The following is a 17,485-nucleotide window of genomic DNA, read 5'->3' on the forward strand; positions in this document are numbered from 1 at the left end:
CCGATGGAGAGCCACCATGCACAGCTTGATCCGCCGCAGCCTGTTGTCACTTGCCCTGAGCAGCATCGTTGCCACACCGCTTTTCGCCGCAGAACCTGCGGCCTGCAAGAACGTGCGCCTTGGCGTGGTCAACTGGACCGACGTCATCGCCACCAGCGCCATGGCGCAAGTGTTGCTCGACGGCCTGGGTTACCAGACCAAACAGACCAGCGCCTCGCAGCAGATCATCTTTGCCGGCATCCGCGACAAGCGCCTGGACATGTTCCTGGGTTACTGGAACCCGATCATGACCCAGACCATCACACCGTTCATCGATGCCCAGCAGGTCAAGGTGCTCGACGCACCCAGCCTGGAAGATGCCCGGGCCACCTTGGCCGTACCCAAGTACCTGGCCGACAAAGGCCTGAAGAGCTTCGCAGATATCCACAAGTTCGAGAAAGAGCTGGGCGGCAAGATCTATGGCATCGAGCCCGGGTCCGGCGCCAACACTCAGATCAAGGCGATGATCGCCAAGAACCAGTTCGGCCTGGGCAAGTTCCAGCTGGTCGAGTCCAGCGAGGCCGGCATGCTCGCCGCAGTCGACCGCGCCGTGCGCCGCAAGCAGGCCGTGGTGTTCTTCGGCTGGGCGCCGCACCCGATGAACGTGAACATCGACATGGTCTACCTGAGCGACAGCCAGGATGCCCTGGGCCCTGACGAAGGCCGCGCCACGGTGTGGACCGTCACCGCGCCGGACTACGCCCAACGCTGCCCCAACGCCCATCGCCTGCTGGCCAACCTGAAATTCAGCGCCGAAGACGAGAGCCGCATGATGCAGCCGCTGCTTGACCACAAGGACGCGCTGGAGTCGGCCCGCCAATGGCTCAAGGACCACCCCGAGGACAAGGCGCGCTGGCTTGAAGGGGTGACCACCTTCGATGGCAAGCCCGCGGCGGACAACCTCAAGCTCACCGCCAACTGACAGGGCCTCATCGCCTGTAGGAGCGGCCTTGCGTCGCGAAAGGGCCGCGACGCGGCCCCAGGATCTGTGCGCGCTGCACAAACCCAAGGGCCGCTATGCGCCCCCTTCGCGACACAAGGCCGCTCCTACGCCGATTGGGCCACCACAACCCTGACAAGGAACCACCATGAACCACGACGTCATCATCACCTGCGCCCTCACCGGTGCCGGCGACACAGTCGCCAAGAGCCACCTGGTCCCGGTCACCCCCAAGCAGATCGCCGAGTCCGCCGTAGAGGCCGCCAAAGCCGGCGCCACCGTGGTCCACTGCCACGTCCGTGACCCGCAAACCGGTCGTTTCAGCCGCGACGTCAACCTGTACCGCGAGGTCATGGAACGCATCCGCGAAGCCGACGTGGACATCATCGTCAACCTCACCGCCGGCATGGGCGGCGACCTGGAAATCGGCCCGGGCGAGTCGCCCATGGAGTTTGGCCCCGGCACCGACCTGATCGGCCCGCTGGAGCGCCTGGCCCACATCGAAGCACTGCTGCCGGAAATCTGCACGCTCGATTGCGGCACCCTCAACTTCGGCGACGGCAACGCCATCTACGTCTCCACACCGGCGCAATTGCGCGCCGGCGCCAAACGCATCAGCGAACTGGGCGTAAAAGCCGAACTGGAAATCTTCGACACCGGCCACCTATGGTTCGCCAAGCAGATGATCAAGGAAGGCCTGCTGCATGACCCGCTGTTCCAGCTGTGCCTGGGCATACCGTGGGGCGCACCGGCCGACACTACAACCATGAAAGCCATGGTCGACAATTTGCCTGCCGACGTCACCTGGGCCGGCTTCGGCATCGGCCGCATGCAGATGCCCATGGCGGCACAGGCGGTGCTGCTGGGCGGCAACGTACGGGTGGGCCTTGAGGACAATCTCTACCTGGACAAAGGCGTGTTGGCCAGCAATGGCCAACTGGTGGAGCGCGCGAGCGAAATCATCACCCGCATGGGTGGCCGCATCCTGACCCCGGCAGAAGGCCGGGAAAAAATGAACCTCAAACGCCGCTGATACCCCGGAGTCCGATATGCCTTTCATCACCGAGATCAAGACCTTCGCCGCCCTGGGTAGTGGCGTGATCGGCAGCGGCTGGGTTGCCCGCGCCCTGGCCCACGGCCTGGACGTGGTCGCCTGGGACCCGGCCCCCGGCGCCGAGCAGGCGCTGCGCAAGCGCATCGCCAACGCCTGGCCGGCACTGGAAAAACAGGGACTGGCACCTGGCGCGGCGCAAGACCGCTTGAAGTTCGTCGCCACCATTGAGGAATGCGTGCGCGACGCTGACTTCATCCAGGAAAGCGCGCCAGAGCGGCTGGACCTCAAGCTCGATCTGCACGCCAAAGTCAGCGCCGCAGCCAAGCCTGATGCAATCATCGGTTCCAGCACATCTGGCCTGCTCCCCAGCGAGTTCTACGAATCGGCTACCCACCCCGAACGCTGCGTGGTCGGCCACCCGTTCAACCCGGTTTACCTGCTGCCGCTGGTGGAGATCGTGGGCGGCAACCGTACCGCGCCTGAAGCCATCGAGGCGGCGAAAACAATTTACACCGCACTGGGCATGCGCCCACTGCACGTACGCAAGGAAGTGCCGGGCTTCATCGCCGACCGCCTGCTCGAAGCGCTGTGGCGCGAGGCGCTGCACCTGGTCAACGACGGTGTGGCCACCACGGGCGAAATCGATGATGCCATCCGCTTCGGCGCAGGCCTGCGCTGGTCGTTCATGGGCACGTTCCTGACCTACACCCTGGCCGGTGGCGATGCTGGCATGCGCCACTTCATGTCGCAGTTCGGCCCGGCGCTGAAACTGCCCTGGACCTACCTGCCGGCGCCAGAGCTTACCGACAAGCTGATCGATGATGTGGTGGCCGGCACGGCCGAGCAGTTGGGCGAGCGCAGCATCGCCGCGCTGGAGCGCTATCGTGATGACACCTTGCTGGCGGTGCTGGAAGCGGTGAAAACCAGCAAGGCCAGCCACGGCATGTCGTTCAGCGACTGAGGAGACCACGATGCCCGCACTGATCACCTACCGCACCCCAGTCCAGGAGGACTGGGTCGATTACAACGGGCACCTGCGCGATGCCTATTACCTGCTGATCTTCAGCTACGCCACCGATGCGCTGATGGAGCGCATCGGGCTGGATGCCGACGCCCGAGGGCAAAGTGGGCATTCATTGTTCACACTCGAAGCGCATATCAATTACCTGCATGAGGTCAAGCTGGGTACCGAAGTATGGGTACAGACGCAAATCATCGGGTTCGATAAAAAGCGCCTGCACCTGTATCACAGCTTGCATCGCGAGGGGTTTGAAGAGGTTTTGGCAGCCAGTGAGCAGATGCTTTTGCATGTTGATCTGGCAGGACCGAGGTCGGCTGCGTTCGGCGAAGGGAGTGTGACGCGCCTGCAATCGCTGGTGGCCGGGCAGGAAGACCTGCCATCACCAGCATTCACTGGGCGCATCATGCAACTTCCGGCCTGACCTGGTTACCTGTACTGGTCGGTGCCGCTGGCAGTCGCTTTGATGAACTCAACCTGGGTAATCTTTTTGCTCAGGTTGCCTCCGTGGGGCGTCAAAACCAGTCCTACAGGAACGTCATGGGCGAAACCCGTGAGGGTCGGAATGTCGAAACTGCCGCCGTATGTTTGGCTTGTATAGGTATGCCAAGCCGACGTGTTGCCTATCCGCAAGGTATGACCTAATCCAAAATGTTTAACCCGCACCGACCAGACCTTGGTTTTCCATGCTGCGCCACAGGCGTCCTCGATCAAGGTCGTGCGGGCATCTTCAGCGAGGTCGAACGTGCATCTGTCGCCCTGCATGTTGATGTCGTCGAAGACAGTTACCTGCACCGCGGGCATCGGCGGATAGAAATTTTCAATTTCTTCGCGCCGCTCGTTAAAGCGCCGAGCAACATCGTGATGCTCGAAAGTACCGATCCTGACGCCTTGATAAAACAGGTTCGGATTAGAGAAATAGGGGATTGCGTAGGCGGTCGTTACCATGATCGTGTGGAATTTTGGATCGGCATGCTCATACCCATGGTTATATCCGGCATTCGGGTTTCCATTCCAACGATGCATCGCCCCCAGGTTATGGCCATACTCGTGACCGAGGGAGGGATAGTTTCCAACAATTGTATAAACAGCGCCGGAAGCCTCCCCCCCTGTACCAGGCCATGACGTATAGAGGGTGACCAAATCAGCGTAAAGCTCCGCTCGCCGCTGCAAAACCTGAGTATTCAGTTCACGGCCTGCAGTTCTGAAATCTTGAAACTGCTCAACGCCGGTCTTGCCACATTCGCAATAATCGACATCGTTGAATCCGGCGACTTCGAACGTAACAGGAACTTGCGAGTTGATCATGTACTGATTCGCTGTCTGCAGTGCCAGCAAAAGCTGTTGCCGGTAGGTTGGCCTGCGTTCACGTACCTCGTTGGTGCTGCTAAAAAGTACACGAATCGTACTGTGCGCCGAATGCGGCACCTGGCCAGCGGCAGCTTTCAGGCTCCGGACATCCGGATCCGACGTGGCGGCCGCCTCCGCCGGCAGCTTCGACGCATCTTCTTTAATCAGGACATGCTGCCCGGCCCCTATGTACTCCAACCGATAGTGCTGCCCATCGACATACATGCTACCCACCAGTTGATCGCCTTTGCGCACCAGGGAAATCCAGGTGAAGGGGTCAAAGTCGACCTCCGAGACAGAGCGCGGTTTCTGGTCGGGGTTCCTCAGCGCATCCCCTACCCAACCCTCCATGCCAGGTGCCGGCGGATCTGCTCGTTTCAACTTGAAGGCTACCGTCTCGTCACTGTTCAACGGCACCGACAGCGTCTGGGTATCGGCGGTAACCAAAGAAGCATTGACCGTTACCACCTGTACTTGCTCAGACGCCGGATCATTGATCAATGTGTTGAGGTAAGGATAAATACCTGGCGCTTGCTCAAGTACTTGCAGATCACTTTTTTTATTCAGTTCGAAAAGCTGAGGCGCCTGGGTATCGGCAGTCATAGCCGGGTGTGAGGATGAAGTGCAACCGCCCACAACGACGCCACCCAACACCATTAAACCGACCGCCCAACAACGTATTTTCATGATGCCGCCTCATTATCAGAGTTGGGATCATTAGGAGTGAACGGGCCACGCGCGACAACTGGCAGAACTAATAGGTCGCGGATAAAAAATAACCCCGGTAAGCCGTGAGCTACCGGGGCCAAGAGCGAGCAACATCCACTGTACGTGAGTGAGGGTGACCAACCCTCCGGTGCCGTGAATGACTGCAGTGTGCGGCCTTCCCTGCCCCTGGATTTAGCCGTATACGACCTGTTCTTAGCCAAAGCAGCCATGGCGACATTCAGCCCTTGCGGGCATGTCGTCATGGACACAGAATCGGTCGTAAATCACAGCAGCACTCTCTTAGCGATAAAAGGGACAACAGCCATGATGCATGCGGATTTGATTGATCAGGACGACCTGGCAGGCCACCTGCGCGCGCGCGGGTTCGAGATTCCGGCGGGTGCCAGTGCCGAGCAGGCTTGCGAAGCGGTCGTGCGTGGGCTGACCGAGCCTAATGCGCGGGCGCTCAAGGGCATGGTCGAGCAGATGTACACCGGCAGTGCGACGATTCTGCCGGCGGTGCGCCAAGCGATCGACAAGCAGTTGCTGCCGGCACTTGCGAGTTTCAACAAGCGCGCCTGATCGCGTATTTCTGAACGGGCCTCATCGCCGGCAAGCCGGCTCCCACAGGTTCCACACCGCTCTCAGGCCTGGTGGTGAATCTGTGGGAGCCGGCTTGCCGGCGATTGGGCTGCAAAGCAGCCCCTGGGCGTCAGAGCCTCACACTGGCAAAGGTCGACTCGTTACGCGCCTGGCTCAGTGCAGCCATCGGCCCACTGTGCGGGGACAGGGTCATGGCTTGCGGAATAGGCATCATTGCCACTTGCTGTGCGGTGTTTGAACCTACTCGTTCATCACGCGGCGGTATGCCGAAGTACTCGCGGTAGCACTTGGAGAAGTGCGGGGTGGACACGAAGCCGCACACCGAGGCCACTTCGATGATCGACATCGGCGTCTGCTTCAGCAGCTGCCGCGCGCGAATCAGACGCAGCTTGAGGTAATAGCGCGACGGCGAACAATGCAGGTACTTCTGGAACAGGCGCTCAAGCTGGCGACGCGACACGGCCACGTACACGGCCAGTTCGTCGAGGTCGATCGGCTCTTCCAGGTTGGCCTCCATCAGCGCGACGATTTCCTGCAGCTTCGGCTGGTTGGTGCCCAGCATGTGCTTGAGCGGCACGCGCTGGTGGTCCTGCTCGTTGCGAATGCGCTCGTAGACGAACATCTCAGAGATCGCCGCAGACAGTTCACGGCCATGATCGCGGCTGATCAGGTGCAGCATCATGTCCAGCGGCGCAGTGCCGCCAGAGCTGGTGAAACGGTTACGGTCGAGGGTGAACAGGCGAGTGCTCATGTTTGCCCGCGGAAACGCCTCCTGCATCGCCGCCAGGCATTCCCAGTGCACGCTGCAGTCGAAGCCATCGAGCAAGCCGGCACAGGCCAGCGCCCAGCTGCCGGTACACACAGCGCCCAAACGGCGCGACTGACGGGCCTGGGCCTGCAGCCAGGTGACATGCTCACGGGTGACCGAACGCTGGATACCGACGCCACCGCAGACGATCACGGTGTCGATGGGAGGAGCGTTGGCGATGGCGGCGTCCGGGGTGATCTGCAAGCCATCGCTGGCCCAGACCTGGCCGCCATCGACGGTCAGCGTGTGCCAGCGATACAGCTCACGGCCCGAAAGCTGGTTGGCCATGCGCAGCGGCTCGACGGCCGATGCCAGGGAAATCAGGGTGAAGTTGTCCAGTAGGAGAAACCCGATGGACTGGGGTGCTGTGCGGTTCTGGGTTGGATTCCCGGAGGTGTACGACGTCATCGCGATTTCTCCTCACACAAAAACAGGGTGTGCCTCAGGCGGGCACTGATTTTTTGTCATGGCCCCAATTCATTTGCAGGGGCTTTACCAATCTCAACGCAAGGGCCGTGCCTGAAATTGAACGGCTATCCAAAAAAACCCAAAAACGACGCCTTTTTTCAGCAATTCGGGCTCGGCAATCGGGTTATGGAACAAACCCAAACCGGCGGGCCAGCGCCTTTGCGTGTCACTTATGAGCAATTTGGTGACACGCTCAAGGCAGGTTGCCCAGAAACGACACTGTTTAGTGTCACCGACAATGGCCACACTGATCGCGACACCCGACGATCGGCTGATGCGAAGACGCCCCAAAACGGGGCGTCCTGACGAGCGTAGCGCATAGTCAGCGCGTCAACATTCGATGGCGCTGACCGCCAGGCCGCCGCGCGAGGTTTCTTTATACTTGTCATGCATGTCGGCGCCGGTGTCGCGCATGGTACGGATCACCTGGTCCAGGGAAATGAAGTGCTCGCCATCACCGCGCAGGGCCATCTGTACAGCGTTGATGGCTTTTACTGCCGCAATGGCATTACGCTCGATACACGGCACCTGCACCAGGCCACCGACCGGGTCGCAGGTCAGGCCCAGGTTGTGCTCAAGAGCGATCTCGGCGGCGTTCTCCACCTGCGGCGGGGTCGCCCCCAGCACTTCGGCAAGGCCCGCCGCCGCCATGGCGCACGCTGAACCGACTTCACCTTGGCAACCCACTTCGGCACCTGAAATCGATGCGTTCTTTTTGCAAAGGATGCCCACTGCGGCGGCGGCCAGGAAGAAGTCGACCACGTTGGACTCGTCGACCGCATCGCTGAACCGCATGTAGTAGTGCAGCACCGCCGGGATGATGCCTGCCGCGCCATTGGTGGGCGCAGTGACCATGCGCCCGCCCGCGGCGTTCTCTTCGTTGACCGCCAGGGCGAACAGGTTGACCCACTCCATGGCACTCATGGTCGAGCCGATCACGTTGGGCTTGCCGATCTCCTGCAGGCTGCGGTGCAGCCTGGCGGCGCGGCGGCGCACGTTCAGCCCGCCGGGCAGCGTACCTTCATGCTTGAGACCGTTGTGCACACATTCCTGCATGGCTTGCCAGAGCGTGTGCAGGCCGGCGCGGATCTCTTGCTCGCTGCGCCAGACCTTCTCGTTGGCCATCATCAATTGCGACACACTGAGGTCGTTTTGCTTGCACAGGCGCAGCAGCTCTGCGGCACTGTTGAAATCGTACGGCAGCACCGTCTGGTCGGCATCCAGCACACCACTGGCGGCCTGGGCGGCGTCGACCACGAAACCACCACCCACCGAGTAGTAGGTGTCACGGTGCAGCTCGCCCTGCTCGCCTTCGGCGATCAGGGTCATGGCATTAGGGTGGTACGGGAGGTTCTCGTCCAGCAGCAGCATGTCGCGGGCCCAGACGAATTCGATGGGCAACCGGTTATCCAGCTTCAGGGTGTTGGTTTCGCGCAGGTCGGCGATGCGTGGGATGATCTGGGCCGGGTCGATGGCGTCCGGCCATTCGCCCATCAGGCCCATGATGGTGGCGTGGTCGGAGCCGTGGCCAATACCGGTGGCCGACAGCGAACCGTACAACCGCACCTGCACCCTTTTCACCTGCTCCAGCTCGCCGCGCTCACGCAGGCCTTGGACAAACAGGGCGCCCGCACGCATGGGGCCGACGGTATGGGAGCTGGAGGGCCCGACTCCGATCTTGAACAGGTCGAACACGCTGATGGCCATTGTCGCTACACCTCTTGCTGGGCTTGTCTCTGCGCGCCATGCGCAGGGCGGGGCAACTGCTAGGCTGAAGCTGCGAGCCGCCACGAATGCACGCATCATCGGGCTTTTACGCCCCCCCTCGCCGTCTGCAACCGACGTACTTTTGTCCAGCAGCGCCGCGCTGTTTCACCTGCATGTGCGCCGCTTTCGGGCGCTCTGATGACGGAAAAATACGCAGGCAAGGGAGGAAAAAGCCATATGCGACATCGCCAGTACTCAAAGCGACCCGTTCCGTACTGGTTACGACCCCACCAGTAGGCGATTGCCCGGCGCTGGTGGATTATCAAAAGCGACTCGTATTGCACGGCCTCGCATCCTGCCCTCTGCAGGCCTGGTTGACCGGACCCTGAGAAAGCCCGGCAGCCCTCGCGAACCCGAAGATAAAATCACAGGAGTCCATCCATGAAAGGTTCACCCTCGCTGTTGCTGGCCGCGTTGCTGTCCGCCCCCTTGCTGGCCCAGGCCGCAGAACCCGAGCAGTGTCAGACGGTACGTTTTTCTGATGTCGGCTGGACCGACATCACGGTAACCACCGCGACCACCAGCGTTGTGCTCGAAGCATTGGGTTACAAGACTCACACCACCATGATCTCGGTACCGGTGACCTACAAGTCGCTGGCCACCGGCAAGGACCTGGACGTGTTTCTCGGCAACTGGATGCCGACCATGGAGAACGACATCAAGCAGTACCGTGACGCCGGCACTGTCGAAACCGTGCGCGCCAACCTGGAAAACGCCAAGTACACCTTGGCCGTGCCCCAGTCGCTGTACGACAAGGGCCTCAAGGACTTTGCCGACATTCCCAAATTCAAGAAGGAGCTGGACGGCAAGATCTACGGCATCGAACCCGGCAATGACGGCAACCGCACCATCCAGAGCATGATCGACAAGAACGCCTTCGGCCTGAAGGACGCCGGTTTCAAGATCGTGCAGTCCAGTGAAGCCGGCATGCTGTCCCAGGTCGACAGGGCGCAGAAGCGCGGTGACGCGATCGTGTTCCTCGGCTGGGAGCCTCACCCGATGAACACCCGCTTCAAGATGCAGTACCTGACCGGCGGGGACGACTTTTTCGGCCCCGAATTGGGCAAGGCAACCGTGCTGACCAATACCCGCAAGGGCTATGTGCAGGAGTGCAGCAACGTAGGCCAACTGCTCAAGAACCTGTCGTTCGAGCTCAAGGATGAAAGCACCATGATGGGCTATGTCCTGGACGACAAGATGAAACCCGAGGCAGCTGCCAAGAAGTGGCTCAAGGACAACCCAGGCAAGCTGGACGCCTGGCTCGCCGGGGTGACCACCGTGGACGGCAAACCCGGCCTTGAGGCGGCCAAAGCCAAACTGACGCAATAACGCAAGACGCCAAGGCAACACCGCGGGGCGGGACCGTGCTCGCCCCGGACTGATTTCAATCTTTGCAGGTGGAAGCTCGCTATCATGCTTATCGATCAGAAAATACCCCTGGGTCAGTACATCGCGTCATTCGTCGAATGGCTGACCCAGAATGGCGCCGATTACTTCGACGCCATCGCCCAAGGCCTGGAATTCATGATCCATGGCGTCACCAGCACCCTGACCTGGTTCAACCCGTTCGTCCTCATCGCCCTGTTCGCCGCCCTCGCGCACTTGATCCAGCGCAAATGGGCACTGACTGTGTTCGTCGCCCTCTCCTTTCTGCTGATCCTCAACCTGGGGTACTGGCAGGAGACCATGGAAACCCTGGCGCAAGTCACCTTTGCCACCGTGGTCTGTGTGGCCATCGGCGTGCCGCTGGGTATCGTCGCCGCGCACAAACCGATGTTCTACACCGCGATGCGCCCGGTGCTCGACCTGATGCAGACGGTACCGACCTTCGTTTACCTGATCCCTACCCTGACACTGTTCGGCCTGGGCGTGGTGCCTGGGCTGATCTCCACGGTGGTGTTCGCCATCGCCGCACCGATTCGCCTGACCTACCTGGGCATCTGCGACGTGCCGCAGGAGCTGCTGGACGCCGGCAAGGCCTTCGGCTGCTCACGACGCCAGTTGCTGACCCGCATCGAACTGCCCCACGCGATGCCCAGCATCGCCGCCGGTGTTACCCAGTGCATCATGCTGTCGCTGTCGATGGTGGTGATCGCGGCCCTGGTGGGCGCCGACGGCCTGGGCAAACCCGTGGTCAACGCACTGAACACCGCTGATATTTCCCTGGGCTTTGAAGCGGGCCTGGCGATCGTACTGCTGGCCATCATGCTCGACCGTATCTGCAAGCAACCGGAAGTCACGGTAAGGGGTGAAGCATGAGCATCATTCGTTTCGAAGACGTCGACGTCATCTTCTCCAACAAGCCGCGGGAAGCGCTGGCATTGCTCGATCAGGGCAAAACCCGCGAGCAGATCCTCAAGCAGACCGGCCTGGTGGTGGGTGTCGAAAAGGCCAACCTGGATATCAACAAGGGCGAGATCTGCGTGCTGATGGGCTTGTCCGGTTCGGGCAAGTCGAGCCTGCTGCGCTGCATCAACGGCCTGAACACCGTCAGCCGCGGCAAGCTGTTCGTCGAGCACGAAGGCAAGCACATCGACATCGCTCACTGCACCCCGGCGGAGCTCAAGATGATGCGCACCAAGCGCATCGCCATGGTCTTCCAGAAGTTCGCACTGATGCCCTGGCTGACCGTGCGCGAGAACATCAGCTTTGGCCTGGAAATGCAGGGCCGCCCTGAAAAGGAACGGCGCAAGCTGGTGGACGAGAAGCTCGAGCTGGTGGGTTTGACCCAATGGCGCAACAAGAAGCCGGACGAACTCTCCGGCGGCATGCAGCAGCGCGTGGGCCTGGCCAGGGCGCTGGCCATGGACGCCGACATCCTGCTGATGGATGAACCGTTCTCGGCCCTCGACCCGCTGATCCGCCAGGGCTTGCAGGACGAGTTGCTGGAGCTGCAGCGCAAGCTCAACAAGACCATCGTGTTCGTCAGCCACGACCTGGACGAAGCGCTCAAGCTGGGCAGCCGCATCGCCATCATGAAGGACGGGCGGATCATCCAGTACAGCAAGCCCGAGGAGATCGTGCTCAACCCGGCGGACGAGTATGTGCGCACCTTCGTGGCCCACACCAACCCACTGAACGTGCTTTGCGGCCGCAGCCTGATGCGCACCCTGGACAACTGCAAGCGGATCAACGGTTCGGTGTGCCTGGACCCAGGCATCGACTCGTGGCTGGACCTGGGCGAAGGGGGCTCGCTCAAGCGTGCACGCCAAGGGCAGAACGGGCTGGACCTGCAGAACTGGGCGCCAGGGGAGGATGTCGAGTTGCTGGAACGCCGGCCTACGCTGGTCAACGCCGATATCGGCATGCGCGAGGCGCTGCAGATCCGTTACCAGACAGGCAACAAGCTGGTGCTGCAGGATAACGACAAGGTGGTGGGGATACTTGGGGATACCGAGCTCTACCACGCGTTGCTTGGCAAGAACCACGGGTGATGCAACCGGGGCCGCTGTGCGGCCCTTTCGCGACACAAGGCCGCTGCTACAAAAGCGTATCTGTAGGAGCGGCCTTGTGTCGCGAAAGGAGGGCAAAGCCCTCCCAACAATCCATCAGCGAACGACGATACCGCGTGCAGCCATATAGGCCTTGGCCTCCGGCACCGTGTACTCACCGAAGTGGAAGATGCTCGCCGCCAGCACCGCGCTGGCATGCCCTTCCAGAATCCCGTCAGCCAGGTGCTGCAGGTTACCCACACCACCCGAAGCGATCACTGGAATCCCCAGCGCATCGCTGATGGCGCGGGTCACACCCAGGTCAAAACCGTTCTTCATGCCGTCCTGGTCCATGCTGGTCAGCAGGATCTCACCGGCACCCAGGCCTTCCATCTTCTTCGCCCACTCGACGGCGTCCAGCCCGGTCGGCTTGCGCCCGCCATGGGTGAAGATTTCCCAGCGCGGCGCTTCACCGGGCGCAGACACCTTCTTGGCATCGATGGCCACCACGATGCACTGCGAACCGAAACGGTCGGCAGCCTCACCCACAAACTCTGGGTTGAACACCGCGGCGGTGTTGATCGAAACCTTGTCGGCACCGGCATTGAGCAGGTTGCGGATGTCCTGCACGGTACGCACGCCACCGCCCACGGTCAGCGGGATGAACACCTGGCTGGCCATGCGCTCGACGGTATGCAAGGTGGTGTCGCGGCCATCGACGCTGGCAGTGATGTCGAGGAAGGTGATTTCATCGGCACCCTGCTCGTTGTAGCGACGGGCAATTTCCACCGGGTCGCCGGCATCACGAATGTTCTCGAACTTGACGCCCTTGACCACCCGGCCGTTGTCCACGTCCAGGCAAGGGATGATGCGCTTGGCCAGTGCCATGGTTCAGTCCTCAGCCTTTATAGTTGTCGCAGAAGGCCTGGGCCTCGGCGACATCGAGGGTGCCTTCGTAGATGGCACGGCCAGTGATTGCACCGACGATGCCTGGGGCCTTGGCGTCCAGCAGGGTCTTGATGTCACCCAGGTTGTGGATGCCGCCCGAGGCGATCACCGGGATCGAGGTGGCCGCTGCCAGCGCCGCGGTGAATGGCACGTTGCAGCCCTGCATCATGCCGTCCTTGGCGATGTCGGTGTAGACGATCGCCGAGACGCCATCGGCCTCGAAGCGCTTGGCCAGGTCGATGACCTGCACCGAGCTCACTTCAGCCCAGCCGTCGGTGGCGACGAAACCGTCCTTGGCGTCCAGGCCGACGATGACCTTGCCGGGGAAGGCTTTGCAGGCTTCGGCGACGAACTCAGGCTGCTTGACCGCCTTGGTGCCAATGATCACGTAGCTGACGCCAGCCTTGACGTAGTGCTCAATGGTTTCCAGCGAACGGATGCCGCCGCCGATCTGGATCGGCAGGTTCGGGTAACGCTTGGCGATGGCAGTGACCACCTCACCGTTGACCGGCTGGCCTTCGAAGGCGCCGTTGAGGTCGACCAGGTGCAGGCGACGGCAACCACCCTCAACCCACTTGGCGGCCATGCTCACCGGGTCGTCGGAAAATACCGTGGAGTCTTCCATGCGGCCCTGGCGCAGGCGCACGCAGGCACCGTCCTTCAGATCGATAGCGGGGATAATCAGCATGCTCTTTCCTTCGTCAATTCAAGCGGCAAGCTGCAAGCGACAAGCTGCAAGCATGCGCGTCGTGTTTTCGATGGCGGTCCAGCTTTGGCTTACAGCTTGAGGCTTGAAGCTTTCAGCTTTTTTCCAACGCCCACAGGTCGCTCTCGATGCTCTCGAACCGCTCCTTGAGGTGCAGCTGAACATCGGCAATCGCCCTGTTGTAGTAATGGGGTGCAATCTCTTTGCTGAACACGTCGAGGACCTCAGCCACCTCGAACGACCCCAGCTGCAACTCGAAGCGGTCTTCGAGGAAGCGCTTGAGGGTGTCGAGCGCTTCGCGCTCCTGCTCGGGGGCCAGGGTGATGACGGGGGCCTTGGTCTTCGACCTGCTCATTTACCAGCGCCCGTCCCAGGCGACGAAGTTCTGCAGCAGTTGCAGGCCATGGGTATGGCTCTTCTCCGGGTGGAACTGCACGGCAAAGCGCGAGCCCTCGGCCAGCGCGGCAGCGAAGTCGACGCCATAATGGCCGCGGCCGACCACCTGGCCCGGCTTGCCGGCATTGATGTAGTAGCTGTGCACAAAATAGAAGCGCGCACGATCAGAGATGTCGTGCCACAGCGGGTGGTCGACGGCCTGGGTGACTTCGTTCCAGCCCATGTGCGGCACTTTCAGGTGCTCACCACCTTCCTGCAGGTCTTTACCAAAGAAGCGCACCTGGCCAGGGAACAGGCCGATGCAGTCGACACCGTCGTTTTCTTCGCTGTGGTCCAGCAGGGCCTGCATGCCGACACAGATGCCCAGGAACGGGCGGTCCTGGCTGACTTCACGCACCAGGCTGTCGAAGCCCAGGCGGCGGATTTCGGCCATGCAGTCGCGAATCGCGCCCACGCCCGGGAACACCACACGGTCAGCCTCGCGAATCACCGCAGCATCGCTGGTGACCAGCACCTTGCCGGCGCCGACATGCTCGAGCGCCTTGGCCACCGAGTGCAGGTTGCCCATGCCATAGTCGATTACGGCTACCGTCTGCATTTACAGGCATCCCTTGGTGGATGGCATCTGCCCGGCCATGCGCTCGTCCTGGGTCACGGCCATGCGCAGGGCACGACCAAAGGCCTTGAACACGGTTTCGATCTGGTGGTGGGTATTGTGGCCACGCAGGTTGTCGATGTGCAGGGTAACCAAGGCATGGTTGACGAAGCCCTGGAAGAACTCCTGGAACAGGTCGACATCGAAGCCGCCAACGGTGGCGCGGGTGTACGGCACGTGCATCTGCAGGCCTGGGCGGCCGGAGAAGTCGATGACCACACGCGACAGCGCTTCGTCCAGCGGCACATAGGCATGGCCGTAACGGAAGATGCCTTTCTTGTCACCGATGGCCTGGGCGAATGCCTGGCCCAGCGTGATACCGACGTCTTCGACGGTATGGTGATCGTCGATATGCAGGTCACCCTTGCACTCGATATCCAGATCGATCAGCCCGTGTCGGGCAATCTGGTCGAGCATGTGTTCAAGGAAAGGCACGCCGATATCGAATCGGGCCTTGCCACTGCCATCGAGGTTGATCGAGCACTTGACCTGGGTTTCCAGGGTATTGCGCTCGACGGAAGCCTTACGTTCGACCATCACCAGCTCCGCAAAATCATTGGGCGAAAAGGGCTCCATTATAGGCCCAGAACGCTCAAGCTTGGAACGCGGATGACATATGGCATTGCAAGGGGCTGCTCTGCAGCCCTATCGCCGGCAAGCCGGCCCCCAGAAGCCTCCCCAAAACTCATGCTTGGTGGAGCAACCTGCAGGAGCCGGCTTGCCGCGATGAGGCCATCACAGCCAGCCAGTCAGCTGGCTGTCATGCACCTCAGTGGAACAGCACCGCCGTCTTCTGCAGGGTAATCCAAACCCCCCAGGCCAGCGGAATCACCACCACTGCCCAGGCGATCAGCACCAGCGGCAGGCTGCCAGGCGCAGCATGCCACTCCAGCGAACGCGCGCCGTCGGCACCTTTGTCGTGGCTCAGGGCACGCTCGGCCGCAAGCTCGGCATCGCTCATGAAGTGCTTGTCGGCCACCGGGCGCACCAACAGGTTGCAGACGAAGCCCAGCACCAGCAGGCCAGCAAGGATGTACAGGGTCATGTCATAAGCCGCCGCACGCTCCACACCCGCCGCCAGCTGGTACTCACGCAGGTAAGTGATCAGCACCGGGCCCAGCACACCGGCAGCGGCCCAGGCCGTCAACAGCCGACCGTGGATGGCACCGACCATCTGCGTACCGAACAGGTCGGCCAGGTAGGCCGGCACCGTGGCGAAACCACCGCCGTACATGGACAGGATGATGCAGAACGCCGCCACGAACAGTGCCACGTTGCCCAGGTGACCCATGTTCGGCACCAGGCTGTAGAGGCCCACACCCAGGGCGAAGAAGGCGAAGTAGGTGTTCTTGCGGCCGATGTAGTCCGAGAACGATGCCCAGAAGAACCGCCCGCCGATGTTGAACAGGCTCAGCAGGCCGGTGAAACCAGCGGCAATGGCGGCAATCTGCGCCAATTGTGCAGCGTTCAGCTCGCTGAAGCTCAGCTCGTTGCCCAGCAGCTTGCCGGCGAACACCTCCTGCAGCAGCGGCGACGCCATGCCCAGGATGCCGATGCCCGCAGAAACGTTCAGGCACAGCACCAGCCAGATCAGCGCGAACTGGGGGGTTTTCCAGGCAACGCTGACGTGCACGTGACGGTCGGTGACCATCGCATTGGCTTTCTTCACCGGCGCGGTCCAGCCTTCAGGCTTCCAGCCGGTCGGCGGCACGCGGTACGCCAGGGCGCCAGCGGTCATGAACACGAAGTAGATCGCCGCCATCACCACGAAGCTCTGCCACACACCCACTTCATGCTCATTGCCGAAGTGCCCCATCAGCGCAGTGGCCAACGGTGCACCGACCATGGCGCCGCCGCCAAAGCCCATGATCGCCATGCCAGTGGCCATGCCGCGCTTGTCCGGGAACCACTTGATCAGGGTCGAAACCGGCGAGATGTAGCCCAGGCCCAGGCCAATACCGCCGATCACGCCGGAGCCCAGCCACATCAGCCATAGCTGATGGGTCTTCACGCCAATTGCCGAAATCAGCATGCCGCCGCACCAGCACAGGGCCGACACCAGGCCAGCCTTACGCGGCCCAGCGTGTTCCAGCCAACCGCCCAGCACCGCCGCCGAGCAACCGAGGAACACGAAGAACAGGGTGTAGATCCAGCTCAGCATGGAAATGGGCCAGTCGCACTCGGCGCTGAACATACGGGCAATGAAGCCCATGTCCGCCGAGCACGCTACCGGGGCCGTGATGCCGATGGCTTGGGAAAGCGGCAGCCAGAAGACGGAAAAACCGTAGGCCATGCCGATACACAAGTGGATGGCCAACGCGGCCGGGGGTACCAACCAGCGGTTGAAGCCCGGGCGGGCGATGATGCGCTCCTTCGACAGGAAACTTGGCGCGCTGGCCACTGCTCCTGCCGTGATACTGCTGTTCATGGATGTGATCCTTATGTAGGTAGACGATGCGTGCGCATTGAATGCCCGGCTCTTCTGGTTGCACGTAAGGCTCGGCCGTTTCAGGGCAACGTCCCGCGACAATACGTCGCGGCCGCTTCGCAGGCGGCGAAAGAGTACCAGTTCGCCTATGACATGAAAGCAATCT

Annotated in this window: 17 protein-coding genes; 8 read left to right on the forward strand and 9 right to left on the reverse strand. The window is 61.6% G+C overall.

From position 1 onward, the window contains the following. Positions 1–16: 16 nt before the first annotated feature. From choX (JET17_RS25005) to JET17_RS25020, 4 genes are all read left to right on the forward strand, one after another. On the forward strand, positions 17–961 hold the full coding sequence (gene choX / locus JET17_RS25005) for a choline ABC transporter substrate-binding protein (RefSeq protein WP_012316661.1): 945 nt from the start codon (positions 17–19) through the stop codon (positions 959–961). Between the two features lie 166 nt (positions 962–1,127). Further along, positions 1,128–2,012 (forward strand): 3-keto-5-aminohexanoate cleavage protein, encoded by an 885-nt coding sequence (locus JET17_RS25010; RefSeq protein WP_012316662.1) that lies wholly within the window; start codon positions 1,128–1,130, stop codon positions 2,010–2,012. A 16-nt stretch (positions 2,013–2,028) separates the two neighbouring features. Further along, positions 2,029–2,994: an L-carnitine dehydrogenase gene (locus JET17_RS25015; RefSeq protein WP_012316663.1), complete on the forward strand. Its 966-nt coding sequence runs from the start codon at positions 2,029–2,031 to the stop codon at positions 2,992–2,994. A gap of 10 nt (positions 2,995–3,004) precedes the next feature. Then, positions 3,005–3,475 (forward strand): thioesterase family protein, encoded by a 471-nt coding sequence (locus JET17_RS25020; protein WP_012316664.1) that lies wholly within the window; start codon positions 3,005–3,007, stop codon positions 3,473–3,475. Between the two features lie 5 nt (positions 3,476–3,480). Here the strand turns inward: JET17_RS25020 and JET17_RS25025 are convergent, their stop codons facing one another. Then, entirely contained in the window at positions 3,481–5,088 is a 1,608-nt protein-coding gene (locus tag JET17_RS25025; RefSeq protein ID WP_012316665.1) for a reprolysin-like metallopeptidase, read from the reverse strand. A 345-nt stretch (positions 5,089–5,433) separates the two neighbouring features. Here JET17_RS25025 and JET17_RS25030 point away from each other — a divergent pair, with 345 nt between their 5' ends. Next, on the forward strand, positions 5,434–5,691 hold the full coding sequence (locus JET17_RS25030; protein ID WP_012316666.1) for a hypothetical protein: 258 nt from the start codon (positions 5,434–5,436) through the stop codon (positions 5,689–5,691). Between the two features lie 130 nt (positions 5,692–5,821). Here JET17_RS25030 and JET17_RS25035 read toward each other — a convergent pair whose 3' ends face one another. Next, the gene (locus JET17_RS25035) at positions 5,822–6,928 is read right to left on the reverse strand and encodes a GlxA family transcriptional regulator (RefSeq protein WP_012316667.1); all 1,107 of its coding nucleotides are present in this window, start codon (positions 6,926–6,928) and stop codon (positions 5,822–5,824) included. Positions 6,929–7,318: 390 nt separating this feature from the next. Then, entirely contained in the window at positions 7,319–8,695 is a 1,377-nt protein-coding gene (locus JET17_RS25040; protein WP_012316668.1) for an L-serine ammonia-lyase, read from the reverse strand. 441 nt (positions 8,696–9,136) lie between these two features. Between JET17_RS25040 and choX (JET17_RS25045) the strand changes: the two genes are divergently transcribed. The 3 genes from choX (JET17_RS25045) to choV all read left to right on the forward strand — a co-directional run bounded on the left by choX (JET17_RS25045) (position 9,137) and on the right by choV (position 12,189). Beyond that, entirely contained in the window at positions 9,137–10,084 is a 948-nt protein-coding gene (gene choX, locus JET17_RS25045; protein ID WP_012316669.1) for a choline ABC transporter substrate-binding protein, read from the forward strand. An 81-nt stretch (positions 10,085–10,165) separates the two neighbouring features. Beyond that, a complete protein-coding gene (gene choW / locus JET17_RS25050; RefSeq protein WP_190273347.1) occupies positions 10,166–11,014 on the forward strand; it encodes a choline ABC transporter permease subunit in 849 nt (282 codons plus the stop codon). Then, positions 11,011–12,189, forward strand: coding sequence for a choline ABC transporter ATP-binding protein (gene choV / locus JET17_RS25055; protein WP_012316671.1), 1,179 nt, complete (start codon positions 11,011–11,013; stop codon positions 12,187–12,189). The genes choW and choV overlap by 4 nt, the downstream gene beginning before the upstream one ends. A 114-nt stretch (positions 12,190–12,303) precedes the next feature. Here the strand turns inward: choV and hisF are convergent, their stop codons facing one another. The 6 genes from hisF to JET17_RS25085 all read right to left on the reverse strand — a co-directional run bounded on the left by hisF (position 12,304) and on the right by JET17_RS25085 (position 17,319). Beyond that, positions 12,304–13,074: an imidazole glycerol phosphate synthase subunit HisF gene (hisF, locus tag JET17_RS25060; RefSeq protein ID WP_012316672.1), complete on the reverse strand. Its 771-nt coding sequence runs from the start codon at positions 13,072–13,074 to the stop codon at positions 12,304–12,306. A gap of 10 nt (positions 13,075–13,084) precedes the next feature. Further along, on the reverse strand, positions 13,085–13,822 hold the full coding sequence (hisA, locus tag JET17_RS25065; RefSeq protein ID WP_012316673.1) for a 1-(5-phosphoribosyl)-5-[(5-phosphoribosylamino)methylideneamino]imidazole-4-carboxamide isomerase: 738 nt from the start codon (positions 13,820–13,822) through the stop codon (positions 13,085–13,087). Between the two features lie 112 nt (positions 13,823–13,934). Continuing rightward, positions 13,935–14,195, reverse strand: coding sequence for a DUF2164 domain-containing protein (locus JET17_RS25070; RefSeq protein WP_012316674.1), 261 nt, complete (start codon positions 14,193–14,195; stop codon positions 13,935–13,937). Then, positions 14,196–14,834, reverse strand: coding sequence for an imidazole glycerol phosphate synthase subunit HisH (gene hisH / locus JET17_RS25075; RefSeq protein ID WP_012316675.1), 639 nt, complete (start codon positions 14,832–14,834; stop codon positions 14,196–14,198). Beyond that, positions 14,835–15,428: an imidazoleglycerol-phosphate dehydratase HisB gene (hisB, locus tag JET17_RS25080; protein WP_012316676.1), complete on the reverse strand. Its 594-nt coding sequence runs from the start codon at positions 15,426–15,428 to the stop codon at positions 14,835–14,837. Between the two features lie 232 nt (positions 15,429–15,660). After that, positions 15,661–17,319: an OFA family MFS transporter gene (locus JET17_RS25085; RefSeq protein ID WP_012316677.1), complete on the reverse strand. Its 1,659-nt coding sequence runs from the start codon at positions 17,317–17,319 to the stop codon at positions 15,661–15,663. Positions 17,320–17,485 lie beyond the last annotated feature (166 nt).

Source organism: Pseudomonas putida, from assembly GCF_016406145.1.
In the GTDB taxonomy this organism is placed as follows: Bacteria; Pseudomonadota; Gammaproteobacteria; order Pseudomonadales; family Pseudomonadaceae; genus Aquipseudomonas; species Aquipseudomonas putida_E.